This is a genomic window from Acinetobacter sp. ANC 4173, assembly GCF_004331255.1.
Lineage (GTDB): Bacteria > Pseudomonadota > Gammaproteobacteria > Pseudomonadales > Moraxellaceae > Acinetobacter.
Genome location: NZ_SJOF01000003.1, coordinates 21,969 through 48,846, shown reverse-complemented (window position 1 = coordinate 48,846; position 26,878 = coordinate 21,969). Strand labels below are relative to the sequence as shown.

Below are 26,878 nucleotides of genomic sequence, written 5' to 3'. Positions count from 1 at the left end.
AATGAGTATGCAAGATACCGTTGCCGACATGTTAACTCGTGTTCGTAACGCACAAATGGCAAAGAAACAATCTGTTTCTATGCCTAATTCTAAGTTGAAGGTTGCAATTGCAAACGTACTTCAACAAGAAGGTTATGTTTCAAATGTAGAAGTTGCTGAAGTTGAAGGCAAAGCTACGTTGACCATCACTTTAAAATATTTCGAAGGCAAACCAGTTATCGAAACTGTGAAACGCGTAAGCCGTCCTGGTCTACGTCAGTATCGCGGTAAAGATGCACTTCCGAGCGTTAAGCAAGGTTTAGGTATTGCAATTGTTTCTACAAGCAAAGGCATCATGACTGATCGCGCTGCACGTGCTGCAGGCGTTGGTGGTGAAGTTGTTGCTTTTGTTTCTTAATAGGTGATTCCTCATGTCTCGTGTGGCTAAAGCCCCAGTAACTGTGCCTAACGGTGTTACAGTTACTCAGAACGGCCGGCAGGTCGAAGTGAAAGGCAGTAAAGGTACATTGTCTTTCAACCTGCATGCGCTGGTCGAGCTTAAACAGGAAGACGGTATTGTAGCTGTAGCTCCAAAAGCTGAGTCGAAAGACGCTTGGATGCAAGCTGGTACTGCTCGCGCTGTTCTTAACAACCTTGTAAAAGGTGTTAGCGAAGGCTTCGAACGTAAGTTGCAACTTATCGGTGTTGGTTACAAAGCTGCGGTTAAGGGTAATATTGTTAACCTTAACCTTGGTTTCTCTCACCCGATCGACTATACGCTTCCTGAAGGTGTAACTGCTGAAACTCCTACAGCAACTGAAATTATCCTTAAATCTGCTGATAAAGCACGTTTAGGTCAAGTTGCTGCAGATATCCGTGGTTACCGTCCGCCAGAGCCTTATAAAGGTAAAGGTGTTCGTTATTCTGATGAAGTTGTACTTCGTAAAGAAGCTAAGAAGAAATAAGGCGCGAGGTTCTTATGAACGAAAAGAAACAATCCCGTTTGCGTCGTGCGAAAAGCACACGCTTGCACATTCGTGCATTGGGTGCGACTCGTTTGTGTGTAAACCGCACTCCGCGTCACATCTATGCTCAAGTTATCTCAGCAGATGGTGGCACAGTTTTAGCGCAAGCTTCAACTTTAGATGCTACTTTACGTGCTGGTTCAACTGGTAATATTGAAGCAGCGACTAAAGTAGGTGCTTTAATCGCAGAACGTGCTAAAGCAGCTGGTATTACTAAAGTTGCATTTGACCGTTCTGGTTTTAAATATCATGGTCGTATCAAAGCCTTGGCTGATGCTGCTCGTGAAAACGGCTTGGAGTTCTAATCATGGCTAAAGTTGAACAAAACGAAGGTCTTGTTGAAAAGCTGGTTGCCGTTGATCGTGTAGCCAAAGTTGTTAAGGGTGGTCGTATCTTCTCTTTCACAGCATTAACTGTTGTGGGCGATGGTAATGGTCGTGTAGGTTTTGGTCGTGGTAAAGCGCGTGAAGTTCCAGCTGCTATTTCTAAAGCACTTGAAGCTGCACGTCGTAACATGATTACTGTAGACCTTGCTGGTACTACTTTACAACACCCTGTGAATGCTCGTCATGGTGCAAGCCGTGTGTACATGCAACCTGCTTCTGAAGGTACTGGCGTAATTGCTGGTGGCGCTATGCGTGCCGTTCTTGAAGCTGCAGGTGTACACAACGTACTTGCTAAATGTTACGGTTCTACAAACGCTGCGAACGTTGTAAACGCAACTTTCAAAGGTTTGCGTGATATGACTTCTCCAGAGAAAGTAGCTGCTAAACGTGGTCTTTCTGTAGAACAAATTCAAGGGTAATCAATCATGAAAACGATTAAAGTTACCCAGACTAAATCTTCTTCTCATCGCTTGAAAAATCACAAGCTTTGTTTACAAGGTTTAGGTCTGCGTCGTATTGGTCATACTGTAGAAGTGCAAGATACGCCTTCTAACCGCGGTATGATCAACAAAGTCTACTATATGGTTAGTGTAGAGGAATAAGCCATGACTCTGCGTTTAAATGAACTTGCACCTGCAGAAGGTGCGAAGCGTGATAATCTTCGTCTAGGTCGTGGTATTGGCTCTGGTGTTGGTAAGACTGGTGGTCGTGGTATCAAAGGTCAAAACTCACGTAAAAGTGGTGGTACTCGTCCAGGCTTTGAAGGCGGTCAAACTGCGTTATATCGTCGTTTACCTAAATTCGGTTTCACTAGCCAAATCGCTTTAAAAACTGCTGAAGTACGTTTATCAGAGCTTGCTAAAGTTGAAGGCGACATTGTTAGCCTAGAAACTTTAAAAGCTGCAAACGTTGTACGTAAAGATATGTTGCGTGCTCGTATCGTACTTTCTGGTGAAATTACTCGTGCATTCACTGTGCAAGGTGTTGCATTGACTAAAGGCGCTAAAGCTGCTGTTGAAGCTGCTGGCGGCAAAGTCGAGGAGTAATCGCGAGTGTCTATGTCTCCTAGTTCTTCAGGTCATGTTCACATGATGAAAGGGCAACCGTTTTACGTGAAATATCGTGAAATTATTCGCCGAATGATGTTTCTCTTCGGTGCATTGTTGGTTTTTCGACTAGGAGCGCATATTCCAGTACCGGGCATTAATAATGCTGCACTTGAAAATCTCTTTAATGCAAACCAGGGTACAATCCTTGGTTTGTTTAATATGTTTTCAGGTGGTGCTTTAGAAAGAATGTCAATTCTTGCCTTGGGGATTATGCCGTATATTTCTGCATCAATTATTGTGCAGTTAATGTCGACTGTAATTCCATCACTCGAAGCTTTGAAAAAAGAGGGAGAGCAAGGGAAGCGCAAAATTAACCAATATACACGTCAAGGTACGTTGCTTTTAGCTTTGGTGCAAGCAACTGGAATGTGTGCAGGTTTGATCAGTCAAGGGATTACCTTGTCAGCTGGTTTAGCTTTTTATGTTCCTGCTGTAACTTCATTGGTTGCAGGTACTATGTTCTTAATGTGGTTGGGTGAGCAAATTACCGAACGTGGAGTGGGCAATGGTATTTCCATGATCATTTTCGCGGGTATTGTTGCTGGATTGCCTAATTTAATTATGCAATCAATTTCATCGGTAGATAATGGTCAAACAAGTCTGATTGGCTTGGTTATTTTTGGCTTATTGTCTCTAGGTGTTTTGGCAGCAATTGTGTTTATTGAGAAAGCGCAGCGTCGTATTCCAGTAAACTACGCTCAAAAACAACAAGGCCGTCGTGTATTTACTGCACAGCAGACACATTTGCCATTAAAAATTAATATGGCCGGTGTAATTCCAGCGATCTTTGCAAGCTCTTTACTATTGTTCCCAGCGAGTTTGGGGCAGTGGGTGGGAAGCTCAGATCCGAGTGCAGGGATAATCAAGCGTAGTCTTCAAGATTTGGCCCTTTTATTGTCGCCTGGACAGCCGTTGTATTTGGTGCTCTTTGGTGCGTTAATTATCTTTTTCTGTTATTTTTATACGGCGCTGGTATTTAGCCCGAAAGAAGTATCGGAAAACTTAAAACGCAGCGGAGCTTATGTGCCTGGTATTCGCCCAGGTGAGCAAACTGCTCGTTATTTAGATCATATTCTCAATCGTTTGACGTTTATTGGTGCGATTTATATTGCGATCGTGTGTTTAATGCCAATGATTTTGCAAAGTTCTTTTGGTATTCCATTCTATCTGGGTGGTACATCTTTGCTGATCGTTGTAGTTGTTGTTATGGATTTCATGGCGCAATTGCAAGCACATCTCACATCTCATCAATATGATAATCAAACGTTAATGAGAAAAACGACTGCTCATCCGAAGGGATAAGCGCACTTAGAGGTTTCATCATGAAAGTACAAGCTTCTGTAAAGAAAATTTGTGGTAGCTGTAAAGTTATCCGTCGTAATGGGGTAATTCGCGTAATTTGCAGCGCAGAACCTCGTCATAAGCAGCGTCAAGGTTAATCTGATCAAGACCTGTTGATTTCAGTAGGCTAATTAGGTTATTATCCGCCCCTCAAGATTTTTGTGGGGCGGTTGATTATCTCTACTGCCTTTTTGGAGAAAATTGAATGGCTCGTATTGCCGGTGTAAACATTCCGGATAACAAGCATGCTGTTATCTCTCTCACCTATATCTTTGGTATTGGTCGCCACACTGCTAAGAACATCTTAGCTGCTGTAGGTATCGCTCCAACGACTAAGATTCGTGAATTAGATGATGCTCAGCTTGATGCGATTCGTGCAGAAGTTACTAAGGTTCCGACCGAAGGTGATTTACGTCGCGAAATTTCCATGAACATTAAACGTTTAATGGATTTAGGCTGCTACCGCGGTCTTCGTCATCGTCGCAGCTTGCCTGTCCGCGGACAACGCACCAAAACTAACGCACGTACCCGTAAAGGTCCGCGCAAACCTATTAAGAAATAAGATTTCTGGAAGCTAAAAGATGGCTAAAGATACTCGCGCACGCAAGAAGGTCACTCGTACCGTCTCTGAAGGTGTTGCACACATTCACGCTTCTTTTAATAACACCATTGTAACGATCACTGATCGTCAAGGTAATGCATTGGCTTGGGCTACTTCAGGTGGACAAGGCTTCCGTGGATCACGTAAATCAACTCCGTTTGCTGCTCAGGTAGCTGCTGAAGTTGCTGGTAAAGCTGCTTTAGATTACGGTTTGAAAAACTTGGACGTCCTTGTAAAAGGTCCTGGTCCTGGTCGTGAATCTGCGGTTCGTGCTTTAGGTGCAGTGGGTTATAAAATTAACAGCATTACCGATGTGACGCCAATCCCGCACAACGGTTGCCGTCCACCTAAAAAACGTCGCGTGTAAGGAGAAACATTCATGGCTCGTTATATTGGTCCAAAATGCAAACTCTCTCGCCGCGAAGGGACAGACCTGCAATTAAAATCTGGCGTTAAACCATTTGACGTTAAGACTAAAAAACATGCTAAAGCTCCTGGCCAACATGGTCAAAGCCGTGCAAAACAATCTGAGTATTCACTACAATTACGTGAAAAACAAAAAGTACGTCGTATGTACGGTGTTTTAGAGCGTCAATTTAGTAACTACTATAAAGAAGCTGCTCGTGTTAAAGGCGCAACTGGTGAAAACTTGTTGAAATTGCTTGAAAGCCGCCTAGATAACGTTGTTTATCGCATGGGTTTTGGTTCTACACGTGCAGAAGCTCGTCAGCTTGTATCTCACCGTTCTATCACTTTAAATGGTCGTCGTGTTAACATTGCGTCTATCCAAGTTAAAGCTGGTGACGTGATTGCAGTTCACGAAGGTGCTAAGCAACAATTGCGTATCAAAAATGCAGTTGAATTAGCTGCTCAACGTGGTATTCCTTCTTGGATGGAAATTGATCATTCTAAGTTGGAAGGTACATTTAAAGCTGCACCAGATCGTTCTGATTTACCTGCTGAAATCAACGAAAGCTTGATTGTAGAATTGTATTCTAAATAATCCTTGAGGTAGCAATAATGACGCGTACTGCAAATGAGTTTCTAACTCCGCAAGCGATCAAGGTCGAAGCGGTTAGCGGGACCTCGGCAAAAGTTATTCTAGAACCCTTAGAGCGTGGCTTTGGTCATACTCTGGGCAATGCTTTACGTCGCATCCTTCTTTCTTCTTTACCTGGCGCTGCTGTGGTTGAAGTTGAAATTGAAGGTGTTGAGCACGAGTACAGTACTTTGGAAGGCTTGCAGCAGGACATCGTCGAGCTCTTGCTGAACCTGAAAGGATTGTCTATTAAGCTGTTCGATCAAAATGAAGCTTATTTGACATTAGAGAAACAAGGTCCTGGTGATGTTACTGCCGCTGACCTTCGTTTACCTCATAATGTTGAAGTGGTTAACCCTGAACATTTGATCGGTACTTTAAGTGCTTCAGGCTCATTGAAAATGCGCCTGAAAGTTGCTCAAGGTCGTGGTTATGAGACTTCTGACTCACGTTTCCCAGAAGGCGAAACTCGTCCAGTGGGTCGTTTACAGTTAGATGCATCTTATAGCCCAATCAAACGTGTGTCTTACATCGTAGAAAATGCGCGTGTAGAACAACGTACTGACCTTGATAAACTGATCATTGATCTTGAAACCAACGGTACAGTTGATCCTGAAGAAGCAATCCGCAAAGCGGCGACAATTTTGCAACAACAAATTGCAATTTTTGTTGACCTTCAAAAAGATCAAGCTCCTGTTGCTCAAGAACCTCGTGAAGAAGTTGATCCAATTTTGCTTCGTCCAGTAGATGATCTAGAGCTTACTGTTCGTTCTGCGAATTGTTTAAAAGCAGAAAATATTTACTACATTGGTGATCTTGTACAGCGCACTGAGGTTGAGTTACTTAAAACTCCTAACCTTGGTAAGAAATCGCTTACTGAGATCAAAGATGTTCTGGCTTCTAAGGGCTTACAGCTCGGCATGCGTTTAGAGAACTGGCCACCAGCTAGTCTCCGTATGGACGATCGTTTCGCCTATCGTAGCCGTTAATTAAGTAGGACTATCACCATGCGTCATCGTAATAGTGGTGTGAAATTAGGCCGTACAAGCAGTCATCGTAAAGCGATGTTTCAAAACATGGCTAACTCTTTGTTTGAGCACGAGTTGATCAAAACAACTGTGCCTAAAGCAAAAGAGTTACGTCGTGTAGCTGAGCCTTTAATCACTTTAGCTAAAAACGATACTGTTGCAAACCGTCGTTTAGCGTTTGCTCGTACTCGTTCAGCAGCAACTGTTGGTAAATTATTTACCATTCTTGGCCCTCGTTACAAAGAGCGTAACGGCGGTTATCTACGTGTTCTTAAAGCGGGCTTCCGTGCAGGTGATGCTGCGCCGATGGCTTACGTTGAACTAGTAGATCGCGAAGTTAACTAATTTCGCAGGATAACTCAGTTGTTCTTAAAAAAGGTCGGTTTTTAACCGACCTTTTTTATGGTCTACTGTTCGACAATATTCATTGTTGTCCTGAAATGACATGATTTTCATCTGAATTCACTCAACTTGACATTGATCATTGTCAAATTTATGCTTTAATAAAATAGAATTATCAGTCAGGTTATAAAAACAACATGGAAAAGCAAATTGATATATTGATTATTGGAGCAGGTATTTCAGGGATTGGTTTAGCCGCACATTTATCCAAGAATAATCCAAATCGTTCTTATGAAATTATCGAACGTCGAGAGAGTATTGGTGGTACATGGGATTTGTTTAAATATCCTGGGATCCGTTCTGATTCAGATATGTCCACCTTTGGTTATAATTTCAAGCCTTGGCAACAATCTAGTGTATTGGCTGACGGGGCTGCAATCAAAGGCTATCTGGCAGAAGTTGTAGAAGAATATCAACTAGCCTCGAAAATTCATTTTAAGCATAACGTTATTTCTGCCAATTATGATTCGACTATTCAAAAATGGGTGGTTGAAATTGAAGATCATAAGCAAAAGAAACAGACTTGGGTGGCAAACTTTATTCTCGGCTGTACGGGCTATTATAATTATGATCACGGTTATCAACCAAAATTTCCGAATCAACCAGAGTTTAAAGGCGAGTTTATTCATCCACAACAGTGGCCAGAAAATTTAGATTATCGTGGGAAAAAGGTGCTTATCATTGGTAGTGGAGCTACCGCAATTACTTTAGTGCCCGCTATGGCAAAAGGTGGGGCAGCACATGTGACCATGTTGCAACGTTCACCGACGTATATTGCTTCGGTGCCATCGATCGATTTTGTGTATGACAAAATGCGTAAAGTGTTGCCTGAAGAGCTTGCGTATAAACTGACCCGTGCACGTAATATCGGGATGCAACGTGGTATCTATGCATTGGCACAAAAGCAACCGAAACTATTGCGTAAATTCCTATTAAAATCAATTGAGTTTCAATTGAAAGGTAAAGTGGATATGAAACACTTTACCCCAAGTTATAATCCTTGGGATCAGCGTTTATGTGTGGTGCCTGATGGTGATCTGTTTAAAATTTTACGCTCTGGTCAAGCCAGTATAGAAACTGATTTAATTGAACGATTCACAGAAACAGGTGTCTTGTTAAAGTCCGGTAAACATCTCGAAGCGGATATTATTGTTTCAGCGACGGGCCTCGACATTCAAATTTTAGGGGGCTTAAAGGCAACTTTAGATGGTCAGCCTATCGATACCTCAAAGCATATGCTGTATCAAGGTGTGATGGTGAGTGATGTACCGAATATGGCGATGATTATTGGTTATATTAATGCGTCATGGACATTAAAAGTGGATATTGCCGCCGACTATATTTGCCGTTTGATTAACTATATGGATCAAAAAGGTTATGTGCAGGTGATTCCGCAAGGTGATCAGACTGAATTGCTTGAAGATACTACGGTCATGGGAAGTTTGACGTCGGGTTATATTGCCCGCGCTGCCAATGTGATGCCGAAACAGGGGAAGCACGCACCATGGAAAGTCACCAATAATTATTTGGCTGATCGTAAGGAATTGAAAAATGCCACCTTTGAAGATGCCGTGTTAAAGTTCCAAAAAGCACTATCACATGACCAACGCAAGCCTAAACTGGTTTCTTAACTGACTGAAGAATGAAAAAGGAGCATTAAGCTCCTTTTTTTATGATTCTTTGAATTTATAAGGTACGTGAAATCAGTTCTTTCATAATTTCATTGGTGCCTGCATAAATGCGATTGGCACGGTTATCAATATACGCACGGGCAATTGGATACTCCAGCATGTAGCCGTAACCACCATGCAGTTGTAAGCATTCATCGACCACTTTGGAAAACATCTCTGAAATTTTATATTTGGCCGCTGCTGCGGCATCAATAGCTAATTGCTCTTCAAGTTGTAGTTGCATACAGCGATCAAGATAGGCACGACAAAAATCGATTTCAGTACGGAGTTCAGCCAATTTAAAGCGAGTATTTTGAAAATTAGAAATGCTTTTACCAAAAGCTTGACGACCTTTCGTGTATTGAACGGTATGTGCAAATGCTGCTTCGGCACCTGCCTGACAAAGAATTGCCACTAGCATACGTTCCCATGCCAATTCTTTCATTAGCATCATAAAGCCCATACCTTCTACACCGAGAAGGTTGTGCTTGGGTACACGCACATCATCAAAGAACAACTCGCAGGTGTCTTGACCTTTCATGCCGATTTTATTCAGCGGCTTGCCTTTACTAAAACCAACACGATTGGCTTCGACCATAATCAGTGAGAGATTGGCAGAACCTTTGTCACTGTGTCCTGTTTTACAGACCACAATGGCCATATCACACAAGTAACCATTGGTGATAAAAATTTTGGAGCCATTAATAACATATTCGTCGCCATCCAGTACAGCAGTCGTCTTGATGGCTTGTAAGTCTGAACCCGTGCTAGGTTCAGTCATTGCAATAGCGGTAACGACTTCACCTGTTGCCATTTTCGGCAGCCAGTGCTGTTTTTGTGCGTCATTCCCGAAGTTAAAAATATAATTGGCGACAATGTCGGAATGCAGAGAGAATCCTGTTGCGGAGTCCATCGCGTAGGCTTGCTCTTCAATCAGGATCATGCTGTATAGGCGGTCAACACCCGAACCTCCATACGCTTCGGGCATGGTGGCACAGAGTAGGCCCAACTGACCAGCTTTATTCCATAAATCTCGATCAACATGTTGTTGCTGTTCATATTTTTCGGTATTCGGTACAACCTCTTGTGTATAAAATTTGCGTACCATGTCACGGAACGCTTCATGTTCTGCATTGAACAGTTGCCTTGGTAACATGTGGGGCAGTGGGCGAATGGCTCCAGATTGCATGATTATGATGTCCATTAATTATCATTGTGAGGTTGAACTTAAAAGATCTGTGGTGACTTGAGCAATGTGAGCAATGCTCAATTCCATAAAAAAATTGGTAGATTTGGTCATTCATGGGAAATGTCTCGAAACTTCGCCAATGATTCGGTTAAACTAAGGCACTTCTGTTTGGTCTAGGGGAATACAATGAGCGAAGAAATGACGCTTGAAGAACGCAAAGTGATTTATCGTGCACGTCGTGGTTTAAAAGAAATAGATGTGTATTTTGACCCGTATGTGCGAAATTATTATTTAGCGGCAGCTCCTGAAGAAAAAGCGTTATTTGCGGAATTAGTTGAACAAGAAGACCCTGATTTACTCGATTGGTTTATGGAAGTTGGCGAACCGCCACGTGCTGAAATTAAGACATTTATTCTTAAATTAAAGCATTACGTTCATGGCTAACACCGCATATTATTTGAAACGCAGTCGCGTGGCGATTGTGTTTCAGATCGGTCTATTGTTTCTTATTCAATGTTTAGTTTCGGTTTTATTGCCTGTGTGGTTGGCAGTGCTTATTTTGATTATGCTGCTATTTTCATTTTGGATGCAATTCAAGCGCGCTACACTGCATTATTTTGAAGCATTTTCGATAGATGAATGGTCTATTCAGCCAACCGATCAAGTTGTACAGCACATGCGACTTACAAGAGTGGTCGATCATCATTTTTATATTGTGCTTTATTTCCAACAACACTTATCTTGTAGCTATGTCATTTGGTGTGACCAGTTAACACTCAAAGACTGGAAAAAACTGAAATTGTTGGCAAAAGTGTTCTGATTGTTAGACAGCTAATAATTTTATCAATTTAATTAAAATATATAAAACAACTATTTAATATTAACTCATTAATACTTTGTCAGACAAAAAATTAATTTATTGGCATAAAGTATGAATTGTTAGACAATTTTTACAGATTCATCTGTATTTTCTTTGTACATTAAAACCACCCAACAGCAACCGAGGAGATCGCTATGATTTTTCCAACCTGGTCGTTTCTAATGGTCGCGATGGTCTTGGCAATTGTTATAGGATGTTTAGGAACTGTGCTGAAGAATCGATTTGCATAAACATAAAGCCCTTTGGGCGTTCATTTAATAGGTAGCATGTGCTGAACCGTCGCAATGCTACTTTTTTTTGCCCAAAATTTAATAATATTGCCGCTAGAGTCAATTTTTCTCTTTATTTTTCATGGCAAAGTAATCCTTTGAATTAGAGTAAATACTCTTTTCTTCAAAAATGGCTTCTGCTATGTTTACTGCGAAGGACACAAACAAAAAATATAGAGGACAGGAAGATGTCGCAAGTCCAGAAAATTAGCCAAGGTATGGCGATTTTAATGATTACAACAACCATATTTACAGGATGTTCGCATGTAGTGAAATCTGGTGCGAATGTCGCTTTAGGCTTTAGTGAAAAGCACATTGTCCCGCCCATTTTAGCCATGAGTGATGCGGATATGGTATGTAATTCAGGGAATGCATTAACACCTGTAATTATGTCGACCCAAGATATGGGGGCAGATCCGACGCGTATTGCAATTTTACTCTATTCGGCTGCGGGCACATGTGCTGAGAACAGAGCCCTCGATGCTGAACTCCGTTATTTGCGTGCATCTAAAGCAGGGCAGGTGACAGAAGCTCAAGATGCGCGTATTGAGCAAAAGCGTTGGTCGGCTGTAGCGGCACAGCGGCAATATGCAGGTTATCAACTTTTAGAGAAGCGTTGGCAAGCCAAGTATCAGCAAGAACTGGGTGAGAGTTGCCCAAAAATGAAAAGTGATATTGATCAGACCGTGTATTTGCTGGGTTTGCTCAGTGGCGTACAAGCCATGACCAATGACATTAATGCAGGTGGTTCGGTGAATGTACCGAAAGATATTGCAGCAATTGTAGAGCGCGGTATGGTGTGCTTGAACAATGAGAAGTTCTGGGGTGCACCTGAGGCAACGCGTGCGGCCATTTGGACTTTACTGCCAGGTGTAGGAGATGGTAAACCAGATCCATACCAAACCCTTAAACAATCCATGCAAATTGGTGAGCAAAAAGGCGTACGCTTATCTCATGCCTTATATGCAGTAGCGGCACAAGCCAGTGGCGATGATGCCAAAATTCGTGATGCTTTAAAACAGTTTGCTGCGGCACGTTCAGATGAAAAGCCTGTTAATCCTCAGTTCAAGTTGATTGATAGTATAGCCGCCATTATGGTGCAGGGTATTTCAGACCGTTACTGGACGGAACACATAGGCAAACGCACAGCCGATGATGGTATGCAGAAATTTTGGGATGAGCAGGAGGATAGCTCTGGCTTGGATGATTTATTCAATGCCACAGAGGGTGCCGCAAGTATGGCAAAAGAATAGCCCATAGCGTTGAAGTATCAATACAAGAATTGCTATAGGAATCGAGGGAGAGGCTGATGAATGACCCATATTTTGCTCGAAAGGTGGTCTTTATTGCAGGAGTTGCCTCAATATCTGCCTGTTTACAGATTTTTGCAGACTATTTTATCTATTGGCGCCCAGATTTGTTGGAACAATTCTGGCGTCTTTGGACAGGGCACTGGGTGCATGTCGGATGGATACATTATTTGCTGAATATGCTTGCCTTTGCTTGTTTCCCCTTTATTTTCCCCCACGTCAGAATCTGGCATTTGGCAGCCTTATTGGTCGTGCTTTCAGTCTGTATCAGCTTAAGTTTCTATTACATTTTTCCTGACATTGAGGCTTATGCTGGACTGTCAGGTGTATTGCACGGTGCTTATGTCGCAGTGGCATTGATCCACTTAAGTTATACATATGAACGTAAATTTGCTGCCTTAGTACTGGGGCTGATTGTGCTGAAATTGATTTGGGAAAACACGGTTGGTAATACGGGAACAGCGGAACTGATTGGCAGCCCTGTATTGGTTGAAGCACATTTGTTGGGCGCATTCTGGGGAATGGTCTTTGGTTTATTATATTTTCTTTTTCATTATCGGATAGTTACTTCTAAAAGTTGACATTTTAGGCAGAAAGAAAACAAAAACAGTCATTTTATTCAGTCCAAAATACATGCAGAGTGAAACTGAACAATAAAGATTGGAACAGAATATGGAGATGTTCTGTCCTTGAAGGATATCTACACCATCATTGGTGCTGAGTAAAATAAAAAATAGGAACACATATGAAGGATGCAGGACAGAAAAGGTCTGGGCTAGACCTAATCAAGAATATTTGGACAGAATGGATTTCAACGTTTGTAATCTTGCTGTTGTTAATTTTGACGCTGATTATTGGCACAGGTGAAATGATTCATGGACAGCTCTTACGTGTAGGGGAGCGGTTGTATGGGAATGAAACCGTGGGTATGCAGTACTCATTTCTTCGAGCGGAACCTGTTAAACCCGATTGTAACCGTCACCTAGATGTTGATGCTTTAGTTCGTACTCAAATGCAAGCCAGTTCAGCTGACGAGTTTGCTGATATTTTTGGTACAGCCTCTGAGTCAGATGTACGTGCTTCCGTATTGGCAGGTGTGCGGCAATGTGAAGAAAAATATCAGTTTTATGATAAATCGATAAAATACCTAGATGATCATCCAAGTTTAAGCACCTATAGAACCATAGAAACAGGCTTTTTCGGTATTTTTAAATTTGGCTCTGAGAATCGTGTACTCATCTTATTGGTGATGGTGTTCTTCGCCGCAATTTCAGCCACTGTGAAATATCATCATATTGGCTTACGCGCACCAACTTCAAAAAATGATTACCGTGTGTATGCCTTATTTATGATTATGGGGAATGGCTTACTGAGTTATTCCGTTGTGAGTCAGTATCATTCGGTGATTAATTCTGGCGTGAGCAGTACCTTTGAAACCTTAGCGGGCTATTGGATTTGGATCGGATTATTTGTGATCCAGACAATTTTGAGCTTATTTCAGCTCTTTATGCCTCCAGCACCAAAACAATCAGGTGGAAATGTCGGTCTAGCGCTGCTTAGTGTCCCTTTATATGCATACATGGCGATTATTACAGGCATTGCATTTACCTTCTTCATGGACTATCCAATGGGGCAAGGGATTTATCTCGGTATTTTGGTTGAATTTTCAGGAATTTTCTTAAATTTAGCCCTTTTCATCTGGGCGGGGATGTTGCTGACTCAAACGCGTGTCATGGATCTATTTTTAGGCATATTACGCCCGTGGAATTTAGCACCAGAAACCTTAACGTGGTTGATTTTAATTGCTGCTGCGATTCCGACAGCGTATACCGGTGCATCGGGAATTTTCGTGGTTGCTGCGGGTGCCATCATTTATAAAGAAGTTTGGAATGCAGGTTCTCGCCGTCAGTTTGCCTTAGCTGTTTCGGCAATGTCGGGTTCACTTGGTGTGGTGATACGACCATGTTTATTGATTATTCTGATTTCGATGCTTGATAGCCGTCATGTTACCTCGGATGAGTTATTCGATCATGGTCTGTATGTTTTTTGGTTAACTGCTTTTGTATTCTTGGGAATTTCACTGTGGTTGGCAGAAACCCGTTTCCGAGTGAACTCACCGAAAGTTGCCGTTCCGGGAATGCTACGTGCTTGCATTCCAGTGATTCCATACGTCGTGATTACTATTCTTGTGATTGCTTTTTATAAGTATGGTTTAGATACGCAAATGGACGAATTTACAGCGCCCGTTGTACTGCCTATCATACTGATTGCTTATATTATGTTTGATCGCTGGTGGGCCGATCAGTTTAGTCCAGAGCCTAAAGATGCACATACTAGATTGGCATTAGAGCACGAAAAAAATTCTCAATTTTTACGTGATCATGGTGGACATGCGGCAAATCGGCGCAGTTTTGGGAGTTCGATTTGGTTTGCTTCGGCTGAGACAGTGGGACATATTGGGGCATTAATTATTTTAATGGCCTTATCTGCGAGTGTTGGCGGACTGATTGAACGCTCAGAAGTGGTGACCCTATTACCAACGCATTTAGGCAACATCTATATTTCGCTGGCCTTTATTGCATTACTGCTTGCAATTATAGGGATGACGACCGATCCATTTGGTGCAGTGATTTTGGTTGCAGCGACGGTTGCTCCTGTGGCTTATGAAAATGGTATTCACCCAATTCATTTCTGGATGATTGTACTGGTTGCTTTTGAATTGGGCTATGTCACGCCGCCTGTTGCACTGAATCACTTATTGACCCGAATGTCGGTAGGGGATGATGAAGTGCGAGCAGCGGATGCTGAAGCCAAAGAAAAATACACCCAATTTTATTATCGTTATGAACGTTGGTTATTGCCAATTATGGTGTTATTTCCCTCGTTAATGTTGGTGACTTTTGCCCCTTATATTTTAAAATTATTTGGTTGGTATCATTAATCACATACTGTCATACATCAAGCACCTTCGGGTGCTTGATGGCTTTTAGGATTTCGGAAATAGCTATGATGTTCCACCTTAACAGTGAAAACCATGAAGCTGCTACAAATTTAAAAAATCTGATGAGAACAGGGTGCTTAGAGAGAATGCAGTAACAATTGATTCTGGATTCTATTCGAGCAGAAGATACGGATGGATTTAGTTCGATGAGCCTTTAGGTGCGACTATCTATTGATATCGATTGAATTTATGTTATTGGATTAATCATGCTCAGAACACGATTACATTAATAATTGCTGATCAAAGGGAGAGAAATTTTGGCAGGATCAGAAGAATGTAATTCATCAAAGCTTTAATCGATATTCACGAATACATGATCTGTTGATTGAGTCTGCAACACGAGCAGATCAGCTAGAAAATTCGGCATAGAGGGAAACAGAGCCATTCTAGCCGAATTCGATCAAATTATTTTATTGAGCTTTGGCAAGTTGGGCTTCGAGTAATTTCACCTGTTCTTCTTTCAAGGCAATTAAGTCATCTGCATCAGCGTGTTGTGCTTTCAGTGTTTTCTCTTGTTCATCCAGTTGTGTCTGAATGTCATCCAGTTTGGCAATTTCTTCTTTGGCCAAGCTGGCATTTTTCGGCACATCTTGTTTTAAAATGGCTTCATCGACCAATTGAATCGGTGCTTCAGCAGTCGTATTTGCAACCGCCGTAGAAGCCGAATTTTCCACCATAGGTACAGTCGCTTTCACCACGGGTTTTGCAGGTGCATGAACCACTTGCTGCTCGACTTCATGCTTTGGTTGAGTGCTCGACATCCATTGGTAAGCCAAAAAAATAGCCACCACTGCAACCAGTCCAGCAATAATCCCCATTAAAAGTTTTGAATTTTGTCTTTGATCTAACGTCATGACTTAAACCTTGTTGTTATTCAGGCTGACGAGGTTTGAATTGAATAACCCCAACTTCATCTGGATATTCAGGTTCGGCTGGCTCGACATGGGTCGGGCGTTTCTCTGTATATTCACACTCTATACATTCAATCCACTCGTCATCCACAGTGATGATTTTAACCACACGATCTAAAGCTCCGCATTTAGGACATTTTGCGCCTGCGATAAACTGTCTTTTCATGTCAGTTAACAACACCCTGTGAACAATAATGACGTAGTTTAAGCGGTTTTAGCTGCGTTCGTCCAACCCTGATGGCGTAATAAAGCATCTATTTTGGGTTCGCGTCCACGGAAATTGATAAATGCATCAAGTGCAGTATCTTTTCCGCCAACTGCTAGAATAAACTGTCGAAACTCTTTGCCAGTCTGAGTGTTGAAAATCCCTTCTTGTTCGAAACGATCAAAGGCATCACTGGCTAAAACTTCCGCCCATTTATAGGAATAATAACCCGCAGCGTAACCTCCCGCGAAAATGTGACTAAAACTATGTTGGAAACGGTTATAAGATGCTGTTGGGGCAACGGCATAGTTCTGACGAATTTGATCTAAGGTCGTTTGAATACCTGTTGCATCAAGGGCAGGTGCAGTTCGATGAATATTCAGATCAAATAAGGCAAACTCAATTTGACGTAGGGTTTGCATACCGGACTGGAAGAAACGGGCATCGAGTAATGCTTTGAGTAAGGATTCAGGGAGAACCGCTTTGCTTTCAATATGCTCGCTGAGTAAATCTAAACTTTCTTTGTCCCATGTCCAGAATTCCATAAATTGACTTGGCAATTCTACCGCATCCCAAGCCACGCCATGTGTCCCTGCCACAGAAATATGATCGACTTCGGTCAGCATGTGATGCAAGCCGTGCCCAAATTCATGAAATAGGGTGGTGACTTCATCATGAGTCAATAAAGCCGCTTGTCCTGCAACGGGTGGAGTAAAGTTACATACCATATAGCAGATTGGTTTTTGTAAACCCTGTGCAGTTTGCATGCGTGAGCGGAAGCCACTCATCCATGCGCCACCGCGTTTGCCACTCCGCGCATAGAGATCGAAATAGAATCCACCAACCACTTGACCTTGATCTTCCAGTTCAAAATATTGTGCATCTGGATGCCAAACAGGGGCTTCACGTTGCACAACTTGAATGCCATATAAGCGTTCAACAATGCTGAATAAGCCTTGTATGATTTTCGGTGCTGGGAAATATGGTTTTAAATCTTCCTGAGACAGATTGAATTGCTGAACTTTAAGTTTTTCTGAATAGAAGCCAGTATCCCAAGGTTCTAGGGTTTCAATAGCATCTTGTTGTGCAATCGCTTTCAGCTCGGCAATTTCTTGTTCAGCAGGTTGACGTGCATGCTCTGCCAGCTCGATTAAAAAGTTGGCGACGGTGTCGACATCAGGTGCCATTTTGCTGGCGAGGGACAATTCTGCATAGTTGTTAAAACCGAGCAACTGCGCCATTTCCTGACGTAGACTCAAGATTTCTTCCATCACCGCCGTATTATCAAATTCAGCTTGTTCTGCCTGATCGGAAGCGCGAGTGGTATAAGCACGATACAATTCTTCGCGCACAGTACGATCTTCTGCATAGGTCATAATTGCCAAATAAACAGGAATATCTAAAGTGGCAACCGCTTGTTCAAGTTCACGTTGTTGACCATATTGTTTTAACAGTTCAATGCTGCTGGCAGGTAGACCTTTGAGTTGGTCTTCGCTTAAAGGCTTGAAATAAGCCTGAGAGGCATCCAACACATGGTTGGAGAAGTCCGAAGACAATTGCGATAAACGCGCTGAGATTTCAGCATAACGCTTTTTCGCTTCGCCTTCTAAGGCTACGCCAGAAAGTTTGAAATCACGTAATGCCAGTTTGATGGCACTTTGCTGTGCCGCAGGTAATTGCTGAAATTCTGCTGAATCTTGGACCTGTTGATAGGTTTGGTACAGTACTTTGTGTTGTCCAAGCGCCGTATAATATTCACTCAGTGCAGGCAGCAAAGACTGATAGACATCACGGGTTTCGGCATTGTTCATCACTGCATTTAAGTGGGATAAAACGCCCCATGATTCACTCATATTGTTTTCAAGTTCATCGACTTGACTTAAAACTTGCAATTGTGCTGCATGTTGTTCAGGTACCGCAGTGAGTTCAGCTAAAAATTGCTGACCGTGTTGAATGGCTTGTTCAATTTGTTGTTTTAAGTCGCTAAGTTGAATTTGATCAAACTGAGGAACAGGTAGTGTTGCTTGATCTAAGTGCATGTGCATTCGCCATTTCATTTTAAACTTCATCTAGATGTAGGGGCTCTTGCGCGGGAAATCAAGTTTTAATTGATTGAGTTTACTGTTCAGACCTAAATTCAGCCCAAGAGCTAAAGGATTGATCTATACGCTGAGGAATATACAAGACTTTGGCAAAGTTACGGGTCATACATTCTCTTTCCAGAATTTCACCACTTTTATATTTCTCTTTACGATGGCGCCAGATTTCATTCTGTCGATAATAGTCTTGACCAATTTTTAAGAAAGCATGCTGTTGTTCAAACACATGATAGACATAACCCAAATCTGCCGAACAGCGTAGTTCTCCTTCCAGACATTTGTCACTAAACCACAAGCGAATTTGAAAGGTATGTGGCGTCGGATTATAAAATTGATAATCTATATAGTTATAAAAGATCGCGGCACCACTGCCAAAAGGGAGAACTCGTCCTTGATTGGGGAAGGGATCAAAGGAGTGCTGTGCGCGTTGTACCACCTGTAGTGGGCTATGCAGAACCAACCAATGAATCAGATTGGCAATTTGGCAAATTCCACCGCCAATCCCACCGCGTGCTTGACCAAAACTCAGTTCCATCCCTTCAACATAGCCTTTGGTTTGCGTAGGTTGCCCGACCAATTGGCAGAAAGAAAAGGTTTGTTTGGGCGCAATCAGAATACCTGAAATACAGGGGCTGGCAATTTTTAGATTGATGACTTTGTTGTGTTGCCAGTGCTGCTCACTGTCACCTAATTTTCGGATTAAAACCGATTGATGTTTTTTAACGCGATAAGGCAAAGGGGTTGAGCACTTCTGCTGGGCATAATCTAGGCCATCAGTTTTCCATTGCCAATAGCGTAACGCCCGTCGGGTACGGGTCGATAAGAAGTAAAATAGTGGATGATACTGACTAATCGGTTTATTGATAAAACGTCGAATGAATTTCATATTGTTTTTGATAAAAAAGGTGTTAAGCCCAGAGACTTAACACCGATCTAAAGTTATTCGCTACGCACTTTTGCGTTGGCTTTTTTCTTTTTGGCCTTTTTCTTTTTGGCTTTGTCTTTAGCTTTTACATCTGCTTTCGTTGATGCTTTCTTATCGACTTTTTTAGCATAAGAACTTGGCTTAGACTTGGCTTTCTTCTTCACAACAGATTGATCGCCAGACTCACGGGCTTCAGCGGGAGCTTTTGCTGTGCGAGGATTAAAGGTTTCTTCTTTTAGCTGAACTGTTGCTGTTTTGGCAATACGTGGGGCACGGCTACGAATCGCACGTCCTGCATGAGTCAATTGTTGAATCAGCGCAAAATCAATTTTGCGCTCTTCTAGATTGACGCCAGCCACTTTAATTTTAACTTCATCGCCTAAACCAAACGTTTGTCCACGGTTTTGTCCCACCAGACTTTGGCTAACTTGATCAAAGACAAAGAAGTCATCGCCCAATTGACTGACATGTACCATACCATCCACATATAAGTCTTTTAGGGTGACGAATAAACCAAACTCGGCTACCGCAGAAATCACCCCGACAAATTCATCGCCCAAGTGCTGTTGCATATAATGACATTTTAACCACATGGTCACAGAGCGAGACGCTTCATCTGCACGACGTTCAGTCTGCGAGAAATGTTCACCCGCATCATCCAGTGCCGCGCCTGAAAGAGGGAATGGTTTTCCGGCTAATTTGGCTTTAATGGCACGATGTAACAGTAAATCTGGGTAGCGGCGAATTGGCGAAGTGAAGTGGGTATAGGCTTCATAAGCCAGACCATAATGTCCCGCATTTTTCGCGCCGTAATAGGCTTGCATCATAGAGCGTAATAACACTGCATGAATACTTGGTGCATCAATACGGTCTTTGGTCGCTTCAATCACCGCCTGATAATCAGCTTGGGTGGGTTGGTCAGGGAATTTTAAACCCAATAATTTGACAAAATCACGGACTTTTTGAATGCGAGAGAACTCAGGTGGTTCATGCACACGGTATAGCATTGGAATATCATGTTCGAGTGCAAACTCTGCCGCAGCCACGTTCGCCAATAACATACATTCTTCAATGAGCTTGTGCGCATCGTTACGCGTACGTGGCAGAATTTCATTAATTCCACCCAAGTCATCGAAAGTCATATACGTTTCGACAGTTTCAAATTCCATAGCATGGCGTTTGCCACGTAAATCTTTCAGAACCTGATACAGTTGGAACAGGGTATTGAGTGATTTACGTACGTCACGGTCTTCAGGCACCGCAGCGCTATCGCCATCGAAATATTGGGCCACTTGTGTATAAGTCAGGCGTGCTTTGGAATGCATGACTGAAGGGTAAAATTCAAAGTCTGTCACGCGACCCGCACGGGAAAGTTTTAAATCACAGACCATACATAAACGGTCTACATGCGGATTTAAAGAACATAGCCCATTTGAAAGCGCTTCAGGCAACATTGGCAGCACAAAATGCGGAAAATAAACTGACGTGCCACGCTCTTGCGCTTCATCATCCAACGGTTTACCAATACGCACATAGTGACTGACATCGGCAATCGCCACTACTACACGATAGCCTCCGCCAGAACGTTTTTCGGCATAAACGGCATCATCAAAGTCGCGGGCATCCTCACCATCAATCGTGACTAAAGGCAGGTCACGTAAATCAATACGACCTTCACGGTCTTTGGTATTGGGTTCTTTAAAGCTTTCGGCTTCTTTCAGGACGTCTTCCGGAAATTCATAAGGTAAACCAAACTCTAGAATGGTTTGCGGAATAATGATTTCGGTATCTGCTTTGTCAGCCATAGACTGGATCACGTGTCCCGTCGCGAATTCTTCACGAGTTGGGTAGTCGTCAATCGCAATACGGACTGAATCACCCAGTTTGAGTTTTGCGTGCTCAATCAACTCTTTTTCTAGTGTAATGGGTTGGTGTGCATTCGGATTGGCAGGTTGAATAAAGTATTCACCTTCATGTTGCGAAACTTTTCCGATGATTTGCTTAACGCGGCGTTGTACAACTTCAGAAATAAAGCCCCAAGCTTTACCTTTGCGATCAACCGAAGTTTGTTGCACTTTAACTCGATCGCCATTAAAGACTTGGCGGAGTTCACGTTCAGGTAGAAATAAATCATCATGACCTGCAATACTGGCTGTACCAAAGCCTTTACTGTTGATATAGACCGTAGCTTCATAGCTCGGTTGATCGGCCATACGTTGAAATTTAAAACCATCTTTCATGAGTTGACCATCACGCACCATCGCAATGAGGCGGTGACTTAGCGCATCAATGCTCTTTTGATCGGCAATTTGGAAATGTTCTACTAAATCAGCATGCGATTGTGGCGAGTTTAATTGTTCTATGGTTTCTAAAATGAGCGTACGGCTCGGAATAGGATTTTCGTAGCGTTCAGCTTCCGCTTTGGCTTCAGGATCGACCCAATTTTTCATCATGGATTTGGTTTTGTGTCAGAAGATAGGATTAGCATAAGACATGCTGCCTCAGACTGCACGTAAATGATTGCAATAATGTGTTTTTCACGGCGCAATTCAAGTCAGGCGGCTGAGTTTTGGATGCTAAAACCTGAGATACCGTATAAATTCCGTTCAAGTTTGAATAAATTGCTTAAAAAGTATTTAAATGAGCAAAAAAAAACAAAAAATTGAGCGTCATTGCTTGCAGTGCTAGCATGAAGTTTGTATTATGGCGGCACGTTACGGTGAGATGGGTGAGTGGCTGAAACCACATCCCTGCTAAGGATGCGTACGGGTAACTGTACCGAGGGTTCGAATCCCTCTCTCACCGCCAACTTTACTTATGTCGCGCTCATAGCTCAGCTGGATAGAGCACTTGGCTACGAACTAAGGGGTCGGGAGTTCGAATCTCTCTGAGCGCACCAATAAGTAAACTGTATGTAACGTATCGCCTGAATTGGCACACAAGTAATGCGCTCATAGCTCAGCTGGATAGAGCACTTGGCTACGAACTAAGGGGTCGGGAGTTCGAATCTCTCTGAGCGCACCAACTTGAACAATTAACCGCACATGTTGCGGTTTTTTTGTGCCTAAAATTTATCATGTCTCCTTGATTTACACGACTAAACTTGTCGTGGTACTTGCGGTTTACTCTTTTCCTGTTGCACTCTGCTTTTTATAGTGAGTGCGGAACAAGAATAGGAGGGTCGCATGATATTCAGTGATGGTTGTTATCAATACCTGTGGCGAGAAAATGCCTATTGGGTGGGGCAAAAAGCCTGTGACACCTGATTTGATGAACGGATTGGTGAGGCTGGCTTATTTAAAATTAGAGATAGTCAGGAATATATTTGGCTCTGTTCGGATTGCCAACAGCGCTTGCATGCAGTTTCTGTACATTAGATGTTGCAAATGAAAGTGGTTCATTGGTTAGATGATTCATTATTTTGGTGTAAAAATGTACGGTTATGTCTAAATTGCCCATTATATAAGCATTTGGTTGCAGTTTTGTGAAAAAGCACTTATCAAAATGAAAAAAACATATATAATGCGCTCCATCAAGACGTCGCGCTCATAGCTCAGCTGGATAGAGCACTTGGCTACGAACTAAGGGGTCGGGAGTTCGAATCTCTCTGAGCGCACCAACTTGATAGCATAGATCATTTATCTGTTCTATCGCATAAAAAAAACCGCATTTTTTGCGGTTTTTTTGCGTCTAAAATAACGCAAAAGCATGTCTATTTCGTGACAATTTTAAAAATCCATTGCTGCGAAGTCACACTGAAAAGCATAAAGAAAAGCTGAAATTTGGTGTACTATGCTGTAGTCTCGTTTTCAGATTGATGATGGATTTATGTCAGACAGCAAGCCTGCCTTATCTTTACGTTATTATTTAAACCTTGAAGAATCTCAGGATGGCTTTGCTTTAGCCACCTTTGGTAAAAAGCTGTTCACACGTTTTATTACCCCTTTAATTAGTCTTGCCATCATTGGTTGGGGCATTTATTTAGGTTTTACTGGGGTGGGACGCTATTACGTTGCACTGGGCGTATTTTTCTTGGTTTTACAACTGGTTTTACGCTATTGGTTCTTGCCGATGATGTTTAAACGTCAGTTTGTAAAATATCAATTTGGGAAAAGCGAGCAAGGCATCGATTTGTATCAGGAACATGCCGATATTTATGCCAATGGGCGTAAAAAAATTGTGCACTATCATGAAGTACAGAATTTTGCATCTGGTAAGCTGACCTACATGCTTGAATTAAAAAATCGTACTGTGGTGATTGTGCCAAAACGTGCCTTTGCAACAGCTGAAGATCAAAGCATATTTGAAAATACATTCAAACATTCTAAATAAAAGATTTATTGTCACAAAAGTCGAAGGGAAGATCATGAGTACACGTCCATCTAAAATTGTTTGTGTCGGTCGTAGCTATGCAGACCATGCGAGAGAGTTGGGAAATGCTATCCCCGACCGTCCTGTATTGTTTATTAAGCCGCCGAGTAGCTTAAAAGCACTGGCAGATGGAATTTCGTGGAACTCGGCGTGGGGCAGTTGTCATTATGAATGTGAGCTGACACTCAGAATTGATCGTGAATTGAAAGCCGAAACCGATCCATTGAAAGCCTTGCAAGCATTGGGTGCCGTGACTTTGGGCTTAGATTTAACCTTACGTGATTTGCAGGATGATTTGAAACAGAAAGGTCAGCCGTGGGAACGTGCCAAAGCTTTTGATGGTTCATGTATGGTGGCAGATTGGGTCGATGTTGCTGACGTCGTTAAAGATTGGAACGATGTACATTACACCTTGCATGTGAATGACGAACTTCGTCAACAAGGCAATACATCGCATTTAATTTTTGATATTGGCACTTTATTGGCAGATATGAGTCAAGTCTTTACCCTAGAAGTGGGCGATGTGATCATGACCGGGACACCTGCAGGCGTTGCAGCATTACAAGCGGGTGATCAACTGAAAATGACCTTGCAAGGTCAGCAACAAGACTATGTCTGGACTACTTTTGTGCATGCCTAAGTCAAGTTGAACTTAAAAAGGACTGTATTTACAGTCCTTTTTATTTGGATTGTTTTTCCGCAGCATAGTTCTTGCGAAATTGATCAGGCGTGCAACGCATCCAACGTTTGAATAAGTTAATAAAAGCAGAGGCATTTGCATAGCCTAAATCAAGCGCAATACTTTCCACCGTTCTGTTTTCATTCAACATGGACATGGCTTTAATCACTTTCAGCCGTTGTCGCCATTCATTTAAGGACATGCCCAGTTCTTGCTGACTATAACGTGCCAGTGTGCGCTCGGTCATATTAATCCGCTGTGCCAGTTGTGCCAACGTGCTTTGATCGGCTGGATGCTGTTGTAAATAATCCAATAAACTCTGTAGAGCAGGATGTTGACTCGAGGGTAAATAACTGCCCACCCATTCGGCATGCTCCAGTTGATCCAATAGCACATGCAACAAACGCAAGTGTTCAGGGGCATGATCAGGAAGGGGATGATAGCGCAAATGATGTAATAATGCAGGGACCAAAGCAGAAGTGAGCAAAATGCCTGCCTGTTTTGGCAGGGCTGCACATAAGCTTTCATGTACGTATAAAGTGGAATGGGTGACTTCGGTGCGGTTAATCCCTGCATGTTTTAAATGCGGAGGTAACCAAATGCCATAAGGGGGTGGTGTCAGGAAATGATGCTGTTCAACTTTAACTTCCAGTACACCGTTGAGGGCGTAAATAAATTCTCCCCAAGCATGTTCATGTGTGGGATAGCAAGACTCTGCGGGGGCATCGGAAATGCGAAACCACAGAGGGGCAGGAATATCATCGTTGGTCGGCATTGGATGATAGTCATGTTGTTGACGTGTATGCATCTATTTCTCCCGCTGCTCATTTTGCCTGAATAATAGTATGGGTTGTCTGTTTTGAAGTATATCTTTTAAAAGTGACAGGTCTATAGTGGTGATTCATGAATTGAGCTGGAGTAGATCGTGAGTGAGCGTCGGGCATTAGACACTAAAGCATCGGGCATTATGTTTGTGCTGTGTATTATTTGGGGTTTGCAGCAAGTAATTTTAAAAATGGCTGCGCCAGATATTTCTGCTGTGATGCAAATTGCATTACGCTCTGGTCTTTCCGCACTCATGGTTTACCCCATGATTAAACTTGCAGATGGCGTTTCTTTGTGGCGTCGAGATTATTTGGCAGCAGGTATTTTGGTGGGGGTTCTGTTTGCCTCGGAATTCTTTTTGGTGGCACAAGCATTACGTTTTACCTCGGCATCACATACGGTGGTACTGTTGTATACCGCGCCAATTTTTGTGGTATTGGGTCTACACTGGAAGCTTCCATCTGAGCGGCTGAGTATGTTGCAGTGGTCTGGGATCGCGCTTGCATTTTTCGGGATTAGTATTACTTTTCTATTTCATCCAACGGGTTCGGCAGTGGCTTCGAGCACTGTTTTGTTGGGAGATGCCTTGGCATTACTGGCGGGGATTTTATGGGCGGCAACCACGATTGCGGTGCGTTTAACCAAGCTAGCGGAAGCGCCTGCAACGCAGACCTTGTTTTATCAACTGTTGGTTGCATTTCTACTGTTATTTCCTCTCGCATTTGCCATGGGGCAGGCCAGTATTGATTGGACGCCGTTTACGATAGGTAGTCTGCTGTTCCATACTATTGTTGTATCTTTTGCCAGTTATCTGATTTGGTTTTGGTTATTAAAAGAGTATCTGGCTTCTCGTTTGGGAGTATTCTCCTTTTTAACCCCATTGTTTGGAGTGTTATTTGGGGTTGTCTTGCTTAATGAAAAAATTGAACTGAACTTTATTGTCGGTACGGTATTGGTAATGTTGGGGATTATGGTGGTGAGTCTACAAGGCTGGGTACAATCACGAAGTTTGGCAAAAGCCTTAAAATCGGATTAATTCCACTTAAAATATTTAGAAAAAAGCCTGTCATCAAGACAGGCTTTTAATTAGATCAAAAAATTAAGGTTGGTATAAGTTGATAAAAGCACGATAAGCAGAAGATTGTTGTCCACTGCGATATACTGGACGGGTAATATTGCCTTTGTTTGTCACCAGTTTTAATTCAATATCTTTGGCATTTTTAAACGTGCTTAAGAAGGAACTAGGCACCACAATATAGTTAGATGAGCGATGCGGAACCATACGATTGATGTATTCATGCGTGGTTGTTGTCGTAGGGGCATAACTATAGGGTTTTTGATCAATTAAGAACACAAATTGCTGAATATCATAATCATCTTTGGCACTTGGCAAATATGCCGTAATTTTTAAATTGCTACGATTTTGTTCGTTCCACGTGACTTTCACCGCAGGGCAAAGTTCATTTTGTGCGCAGATTAATAACCCTGTTGAAGCGATATTTTGAGGTTGTGTACTTGAAGTGGCACAGCCTACAAGCCCCATAGTCGTTACTATTCCGAATAGACTGGTTTTTAAAATATTCATGTTTAACCTTTATTGATATCGATAGAAAACTGACGACGCCCCCCTTTTC

At 42.4% G+C, this 26,878-nt stretch carries 30 protein-coding genes and 4 tRNA genes; 26 read left to right on the top strand and 8 right to left on the bottom strand.

Annotated elements, in window-relative coordinates; all coding sequences use genetic code 11:
* The first annotated feature begins 1 nt into the window (after position 1).
* The 14 genes from rpsH (at position 2) to E0H94_RS04885 (ending at position 8,541) form a co-directional block, all read left to right on the top strand.
* Positions 2-397, top strand: a complete 396-nt coding sequence (gene rpsH, locus E0H94_RS04950; RefSeq protein ID WP_116761950.1) for a 30S ribosomal protein S8 — start codon at positions 2-4, stop codon at positions 395-397.
* A 13-nt stretch (positions 398-410) separates the two neighbouring features.
* Positions 411-944 carry a 50S ribosomal protein L6 gene (rplF, locus tag E0H94_RS04945; RefSeq protein WP_131264509.1) on the top strand — a complete coding sequence of 178 codons (534 nt, stop codon included), beginning with the start codon at positions 411-413 and terminating at the stop codon, positions 942-944.
* Between the two features lie 14 nt (positions 945-958).
* On the top strand, positions 959-1,309 hold the full coding sequence (gene rplR, locus E0H94_RS04940; protein ID WP_131325404.1) for a 50S ribosomal protein L18: 351 nt from the start codon (positions 959-961) through the stop codon (positions 1,307-1,309).
* Between the two features lie 2 nt (positions 1,310-1,311).
* Entirely contained in the window at positions 1,312-1,809 is a 498-nt protein-coding gene (gene rpsE, locus E0H94_RS04935) for a 30S ribosomal protein S5 (protein WP_004657688.1), read from the top strand.
* 6 nt (positions 1,810-1,815) lie between these two features.
* Positions 1,816-1,992, top strand: a complete 177-nt coding sequence (rpmD, locus tag E0H94_RS04930; RefSeq protein WP_000849088.1) for a 50S ribosomal protein L30 — start codon at positions 1,816-1,818, stop codon at positions 1,990-1,992.
* A 3-nt stretch (positions 1,993-1,995) separates the two neighbouring features.
* Positions 1,996-2,436 carry a 50S ribosomal protein L15 gene (gene rplO / locus E0H94_RS04925; protein WP_016168590.1) on the top strand — a complete coding sequence of 147 codons (441 nt, stop codon included), beginning with the start codon at positions 1,996-1,998 and terminating at the stop codon, positions 2,434-2,436.
* 45 nt (positions 2,437-2,481) lie between these two features.
* Positions 2,482-3,801 (top strand): preprotein translocase subunit SecY, encoded by a 1,320-nt coding sequence (gene secY, locus E0H94_RS04920; RefSeq protein ID WP_171458285.1) that lies wholly within the window; start codon positions 2,482-2,484, stop codon positions 3,799-3,801.
* A gap of 20 nt (positions 3,802-3,821) precedes the next feature.
* Positions 3,822-3,938, top strand: coding sequence for a 50S ribosomal protein L36 (gene rpmJ / locus E0H94_RS04915; RefSeq protein WP_000867907.1), 117 nt, complete (start codon positions 3,822-3,824; stop codon positions 3,936-3,938).
* Between the two features lie 107 nt (positions 3,939-4,045).
* A complete protein-coding gene (gene rpsM, locus E0H94_RS04910; protein WP_016168588.1) occupies positions 4,046-4,402 on the top strand; it encodes a 30S ribosomal protein S13 in 357 nt (118 codons plus the stop codon).
* A 19-nt stretch (positions 4,403-4,421) separates the two neighbouring features.
* Positions 4,422-4,808 carry a 30S ribosomal protein S11 gene (gene rpsK, locus E0H94_RS04905; RefSeq protein WP_004281491.1) on the top strand — a complete coding sequence of 129 codons (387 nt, stop codon included), beginning with the start codon at positions 4,422-4,424 and terminating at the stop codon, positions 4,806-4,808.
* Positions 4,809-4,820: 12 nt separating this feature from the next.
* Complete coding sequence (gene rpsD / locus E0H94_RS04900; protein WP_016168587.1) at positions 4,821-5,444, top strand: 30S ribosomal protein S4; 624 nt, start codon at positions 4,821-4,823, stop codon at positions 5,442-5,444.
* Positions 5,445-5,461: 17 nt separating this feature from the next.
* Positions 5,462-6,469: a DNA-directed RNA polymerase subunit alpha gene (locus E0H94_RS04895; RefSeq protein ID WP_116761944.1), complete on the top strand. Its 1,008-nt coding sequence runs from the start codon at positions 5,462-5,464 to the stop codon at positions 6,467-6,469.
* 18 nt (positions 6,470-6,487) lie between these two features.
* Entirely contained in the window at positions 6,488-6,853 is a 366-nt protein-coding gene (gene rplQ, locus E0H94_RS04890; RefSeq protein ID WP_116761942.1) for a 50S ribosomal protein L17, read from the top strand.
* A gap of 194 nt (positions 6,854-7,047) precedes the next feature.
* Positions 7,048-8,541, top strand: a complete 1,494-nt coding sequence (locus E0H94_RS04885; protein WP_131325403.1) for a flavin-containing monooxygenase — start codon at positions 7,048-7,050, stop codon at positions 8,539-8,541.
* 55 nt (positions 8,542-8,596) lie between these two features.
* Here the strand turns inward: E0H94_RS04885 and E0H94_RS04880 are convergent, their stop codons facing one another.
* Positions 8,597-9,769 carry an acyl-CoA dehydrogenase family protein gene (locus E0H94_RS04880; protein WP_131325629.1) on the bottom strand — a complete coding sequence of 391 codons (1,173 nt, stop codon included), beginning with the start codon at positions 9,767-9,769 and terminating at the stop codon, positions 8,597-8,599.
* Between the two features lie 186 nt (positions 9,770-9,955).
* On the opposite strand from E0H94_RS04880, the gene E0H94_RS04875 reads away from it, so the two are divergent.
* The 5 genes from E0H94_RS04875 (at position 9,956) to E0H94_RS04855 (ending at position 15,169) form a co-directional block, all read left to right on the top strand.
* Positions 9,956-10,213, top strand: a complete 258-nt coding sequence (locus E0H94_RS04875) for a succinate dehydrogenase assembly factor 2 (protein ID WP_131325402.1) — start codon at positions 9,956-9,958, stop codon at positions 10,211-10,213.
* Positions 10,206-10,589, top strand: a complete 384-nt coding sequence (locus E0H94_RS04870) for a hypothetical protein (protein WP_131325401.1) — start codon at positions 10,206-10,208, stop codon at positions 10,587-10,589. Before E0H94_RS04875 ends, E0H94_RS04870 begins: the two co-directional genes overlap by 8 nt.
* Before the next feature lie 517 nt (positions 10,590-11,106).
* A complete protein-coding gene (locus tag E0H94_RS04865) occupies positions 11,107-12,171 on the top strand; it encodes a hypothetical protein (RefSeq protein WP_131325400.1) in 1,065 nt (354 codons plus the stop codon).
* Between the two features lie 56 nt (positions 12,172-12,227).
* Positions 12,228-12,809, top strand: coding sequence for a rhombosortase (rrtA, locus tag E0H94_RS04860; RefSeq protein ID WP_131325399.1), 582 nt, complete (start codon positions 12,228-12,230; stop codon positions 12,807-12,809).
* 164 nt (positions 12,810-12,973) lie between these two features.
* On the top strand, positions 12,974-15,169 hold the full coding sequence (locus E0H94_RS04855; protein ID WP_131325398.1) for a TRAP transporter large permease subunit: 2,196 nt from the start codon (positions 12,974-12,976) through the stop codon (positions 15,167-15,169).
* Between the two features lie 470 nt (positions 15,170-15,639).
* On the opposite strand, the gene E0H94_RS04850 is transcribed toward E0H94_RS04855, so the two are convergent.
* From E0H94_RS04850 to rnr, 5 genes are all read right to left on the bottom strand, one after another.
* Positions 15,640-16,083, bottom strand: a complete 444-nt coding sequence (locus E0H94_RS04850) for a hypothetical protein (protein WP_131325397.1) — start codon at positions 16,081-16,083, stop codon at positions 15,640-15,642.
* A 16-nt stretch (positions 16,084-16,099) separates the two neighbouring features.
* Complete coding sequence (locus E0H94_RS04845; protein ID WP_131325396.1) at positions 16,100-16,306, bottom strand: YheV family putative metal-binding protein; 207 nt, start codon at positions 16,304-16,306, stop codon at positions 16,100-16,102.
* A gap of 38 nt (positions 16,307-16,344) precedes the next feature.
* Positions 16,345-18,384: a M3 family metallopeptidase gene (locus tag E0H94_RS04840; RefSeq protein WP_131325395.1), complete on the bottom strand. Its 2,040-nt coding sequence runs from the start codon at positions 18,382-18,384 to the stop codon at positions 16,345-16,347.
* 79 nt (positions 18,385-18,463) lie between these two features.
* A complete protein-coding gene (locus E0H94_RS04835; protein ID WP_131325394.1) occupies positions 18,464-19,330 on the bottom strand; it encodes a VanW family protein in 867 nt (288 codons plus the stop codon).
* Between the two features lie 53 nt (positions 19,331-19,383).
* Positions 19,384-21,822, bottom strand: coding sequence for a ribonuclease R (rnr, locus tag E0H94_RS04830; RefSeq protein ID WP_171462043.1), 2,439 nt, complete (start codon positions 21,820-21,822; stop codon positions 19,384-19,386).
* A 265-nt stretch (positions 21,823-22,087) separates the two neighbouring features.
* On the opposite strand from rnr, the gene E0H94_RS04825 reads away from it, so the two are divergent.
* The 6 genes from E0H94_RS04825 to E0H94_RS04800 all read left to right on the top strand — a co-directional run bounded on the left by E0H94_RS04825 (position 22,088) and on the right by E0H94_RS04800 (position 24,380).
* Positions 22,088-22,177: transfer RNA gene (locus E0H94_RS04825), tRNA-Ser, on the top strand.
* A 14-nt stretch (positions 22,178-22,191) separates the two neighbouring features.
* Positions 22,192-22,268 (top strand) — tRNA-Arg (locus tag E0H94_RS04820).
* 48 nt (positions 22,269-22,316) lie between these two features.
* A tRNA-Arg gene (locus E0H94_RS04815) sits at positions 22,317-22,393 on the top strand.
* Positions 22,394-22,911: 518 nt separating this feature from the next.
* Positions 22,912-22,988 (top strand) — tRNA-Arg (locus E0H94_RS04810).
* A 209-nt stretch (positions 22,989-23,197) separates the two neighbouring features.
* Complete coding sequence (locus tag E0H94_RS04805; protein WP_131325393.1) at positions 23,198-23,701, top strand: YcxB family protein; 504 nt, start codon at positions 23,198-23,200, stop codon at positions 23,699-23,701.
* A gap of 34 nt (positions 23,702-23,735) precedes the next feature.
* Positions 23,736-24,380: a fumarylacetoacetate hydrolase family protein gene (locus tag E0H94_RS04800; RefSeq protein WP_131325392.1), complete on the top strand. Its 645-nt coding sequence runs from the start codon at positions 23,736-23,738 to the stop codon at positions 24,378-24,380.
* 40 nt (positions 24,381-24,420) lie between these two features.
* On the opposite strand, the gene E0H94_RS04795 is transcribed toward E0H94_RS04800, so the two are convergent.
* Complete coding sequence (locus E0H94_RS04795) at positions 24,421-25,227, bottom strand: AraC family transcriptional regulator (protein WP_131325391.1); 807 nt, start codon at positions 25,225-25,227, stop codon at positions 24,421-24,423.
* A 117-nt stretch (positions 25,228-25,344) separates the two neighbouring features.
* On the opposite strand from E0H94_RS04795, the gene E0H94_RS04790 reads away from it, so the two are divergent.
* A complete protein-coding gene (locus tag E0H94_RS04790; protein WP_131325390.1) occupies positions 25,345-26,280 on the top strand; it encodes a DMT family transporter in 936 nt (311 codons plus the stop codon).
* Positions 26,281-26,343: 63 nt separating this feature from the next.
* Here E0H94_RS04790 and E0H94_RS04785 read toward each other — a convergent pair whose 3' ends face one another.
* Positions 26,344-26,829 (bottom strand): hypothetical protein, encoded by a 486-nt coding sequence (locus E0H94_RS04785; RefSeq protein ID WP_131325389.1) that lies wholly within the window; start codon positions 26,827-26,829, stop codon positions 26,344-26,346.
* Positions 26,830-26,878: the final 49 nt, after the last annotated feature.

Bases quoted from the DNA above. Each gene is read 5' to 3' on its own strand.
- rpsH (WP_116761950.1), top strand. From the start codon at position 2: ATGAGTATGCAAGATACCGTTGCCGACATGTTAACTCGTGTTCGTAAC.
- rplF (WP_131264509.1), top strand. From the start codon at position 411: ATGTCTCGTGTGGCTAAAGCCCCAGTAACTGTGCCTAACGGTGTTACA.
- rplR (WP_131325404.1), top strand. From the start codon at position 959: ATGAACGAAAAGAAACAATCCCGTTTGCGTCGTGCGAAAAGCACACGC.
- rpsE (WP_004657688.1), top strand. From the start codon at position 1,312: ATGGCTAAAGTTGAACAAAACGAAGGTCTTGTTGAAAAGCTGGTTGCC.
- rpmD (WP_000849088.1), top strand. From the start codon at position 1,816: ATGAAAACGATTAAAGTTACCCAGACTAAATCTTCTTCTCATCGCTTG.
- rplO (WP_016168590.1), top strand. From the start codon at position 1,996: ATGACTCTGCGTTTAAATGAACTTGCACCTGCAGAAGGTGCGAAGCGT.
- secY (WP_171458285.1), top strand. From the start codon at position 2,482: ATGAAAGGGCAACCGTTTTACGTGAAATATCGTGAAATTATTCGCCGA.
- rpmJ (WP_000867907.1), top strand. From the start codon at position 3,822: ATGAAAGTACAAGCTTCTGTAAAGAAAATTTGTGGTAGCTGTAAAGTT.
- rpsM (WP_016168588.1), top strand. From the start codon at position 4,046: ATGGCTCGTATTGCCGGTGTAAACATTCCGGATAACAAGCATGCTGTT.
- rpsK (WP_004281491.1), top strand. From the start codon at position 4,422: ATGGCTAAAGATACTCGCGCACGCAAGAAGGTCACTCGTACCGTCTCT.
- rpsD (WP_016168587.1), top strand. From the start codon at position 4,821: ATGGCTCGTTATATTGGTCCAAAATGCAAACTCTCTCGCCGCGAAGGG.
- E0H94_RS04895 (WP_116761944.1), top strand. From the start codon at position 5,462: ATGACGCGTACTGCAAATGAGTTTCTAACTCCGCAAGCGATCAAGGTC.
- rplQ (WP_116761942.1), top strand. From the start codon at position 6,488: ATGCGTCATCGTAATAGTGGTGTGAAATTAGGCCGTACAAGCAGTCAT.
- E0H94_RS04885 (WP_131325403.1), top strand. From the start codon at position 7,048: ATGGAAAAGCAAATTGATATATTGATTATTGGAGCAGGTATTTCAGGG.
- E0H94_RS04880 (WP_131325629.1), bottom strand. From the start codon at position 9,769: ATGCAATCTGGAGCCATTCGCCCACTGCCCCACATGTTACCAAGGCAA.
- E0H94_RS04875 (WP_131325402.1), top strand. From the start codon at position 9,956: ATGAGCGAAGAAATGACGCTTGAAGAACGCAAAGTGATTTATCGTGCA.
- E0H94_RS04870 (WP_131325401.1), top strand. From the start codon at position 10,206: ATGGCTAACACCGCATATTATTTGAAACGCAGTCGCGTGGCGATTGTG.
- E0H94_RS04865 (WP_131325400.1), top strand. From the start codon at position 11,107: ATGTCGCAAGTCCAGAAAATTAGCCAAGGTATGGCGATTTTAATGATT.
- rrtA (WP_131325399.1), top strand. From the start codon at position 12,228: ATGAATGACCCATATTTTGCTCGAAAGGTGGTCTTTATTGCAGGAGTT.
- E0H94_RS04855 (WP_131325398.1), top strand. From the start codon at position 12,974: ATGAAGGATGCAGGACAGAAAAGGTCTGGGCTAGACCTAATCAAGAAT.
- E0H94_RS04850 (WP_131325397.1), bottom strand. From the start codon at position 16,083: ATGACGTTAGATCAAAGACAAAATTCAAAACTTTTAATGGGGATTATT.
- E0H94_RS04845 (WP_131325396.1), bottom strand. From the start codon at position 16,306: ATGAAAAGACAGTTTATCGCAGGCGCAAAATGTCCTAAATGCGGAGCT.
- E0H94_RS04840 (WP_131325395.1), bottom strand. From the start codon at position 18,384: ATGCACTTAGATCAAGCAACACTACCTGTTCCTCAGTTTGATCAAATT.
- E0H94_RS04835 (WP_131325394.1), bottom strand. From the start codon at position 19,330: ATGAAATTCATTCGACGTTTTATCAATAAACCGATTAGTCAGTATCAT.
- rnr (WP_171462043.1), bottom strand. From the start codon at position 21,822: ATGATGAAAAATTGGGTCGATCCTGAAGCCAAAGCGGAAGCTGAACGC.
- E0H94_RS04805 (WP_131325393.1), top strand. From the start codon at position 23,198: ATGTCAGACAGCAAGCCTGCCTTATCTTTACGTTATTATTTAAACCTT.
- E0H94_RS04800 (WP_131325392.1), top strand. From the start codon at position 23,736: ATGAGTACACGTCCATCTAAAATTGTTTGTGTCGGTCGTAGCTATGCA.
- E0H94_RS04795 (WP_131325391.1), bottom strand. From the start codon at position 25,227: ATGCATACACGTCAACAACATGACTATCATCCAATGCCGACCAACGAT.
- E0H94_RS04785 (WP_131325389.1), bottom strand. From the start codon at position 26,829: ATGAATATTTTAAAAACCAGTCTATTCGGAATAGTAACGACTATGGGG.